This is a genomic window from Streptomyces prunicolor NBRC 13075 (assembly GCF_000367365.1).
GTDB lineage: Bacteria > Actinomycetota > Actinomycetes > Streptomycetales > Streptomycetaceae > Streptomyces > Streptomyces prunicolor.
In genome coordinates this window covers 1-1,293 of the sequence record NZ_BARF01000195.1, presented here as the reverse complement: position 1 = coordinate 1,293, position 1,293 = coordinate 1, and the positions used below count along the sequence as shown (strand labels likewise).

Genomic DNA, 1,293 nt, shown 5'->3' with positions numbered 1-1,293 from the left:
TGCCGGCGCCCGCCAACGGCGCCGCCGACACGACAGCCCGCGCCAACCTCGGCACCAACACCCGCCCGCCACGCACCGCCACCTGCGACTCGCCAAGACCGACAAGCGCGGCCCAGTCCGGCGCTGCTGCGTCAGCCGGGTCCAGGTCCAACAGCACGAAACGGCCCGGGTGCTCGGACTGCGCGCTGCGCACCAGACCCCACGCCGCCGCAGCCGCCACATCCGGCGACTCCTCACCCACCGACACCGCACCCCGAGTCACCAACACCAACTGGGCCCCGGACAGCGCCTCGGCAGCCAGCCACTCCTGCACCAGACTCAACGCCCGCGCAGCCACGGCACGGACCGTGTCAGCCGCCTCGCCAGGAACCGGCTCGGCGCCGACACCGGCGACCACCACGTCCGGCACCGACGCACCCGCCGCCACCGCACCGACCAGCGCGCCAAGATCCGCGAACTGCTCACCCGCACCGGTCAGTTCACCGATGGCGGCGAGCTGCGGCGACGTGGCGGTGTCCGTGGTCGGGGCGACCGGGGCCCAGTCGACCGTGTAGAGAGATCCGGCTTCCGGCCGCCGTGCGCCTTCGAGTTGGGCCTGGTCCACCGGCCGGAACGTGAGTTGCTCGGCGCTGAGGACCAACTCGCCGTACTCGTCGGCGATGTCGACCCGGAGGGAGGAGTCGGCCGTAGAGGTGATGCGGACCCGCACCTGACTGCTGCCGGGCAGCCCCAGTCGTACTCCCGCCCAGGAGAAGGGCAGTTGGGCCGCGTGGTCGCCCCTGTCGAGCCAGGTGAGGCCGCTGTGGAGCGAGGAGTCGAGAAGACCGGGGTGGATGCCGTACTGCCGGGCGGAGGCGATGTGGTCGTCGGGGAGAGCCACCTCCGCGTAGATGTACTCGTCCTGCGCCCAGGCGGTGTGCAGTCCCTTGAAGGAGGGGCCGTAGTCGTAGCCGAGGCCGGCGAGGCGTTCGTAGAGGTCCTCGACGGAGACGGGTTCCGCGTCTTCCGGCGGCCAGGTCGCTGTCCAGTCCGTGGCTGCGGGGACGTCGGAGTCGGGGGTCAGGGTGCCACGGGCGTGGCAGGTGGCCTGGGCGGTGTCCTGACCGGCGTTGCCGGACGGCGCGGTGTAGATGGCGATGTCGCGGCGGCCGTCCTCGTCCGGCGCACCGACAGTGACCTGGAGGTCGAGCGCCGCGCCCTCGGGCAGCAACAACGGCACCTGCAACACGAGTTCCTCGACCACAGGGCAGTCGACCTGGCCGCCCGCCGCCAGCGCCAACTCGGCCAGCGCCA

Annotated in this window: 1 protein-coding gene; it reads right to left on the bottom strand. The window is 72.3% G+C overall.

The window, feature by feature from the left end:
* The coding region (locus SPR02S_RS58780; protein WP_043259188.1) for a SpnB-like Rossmann fold domain-containing protein at window positions 1-1,293 on the bottom strand (1,293 nt) is incomplete at both ends.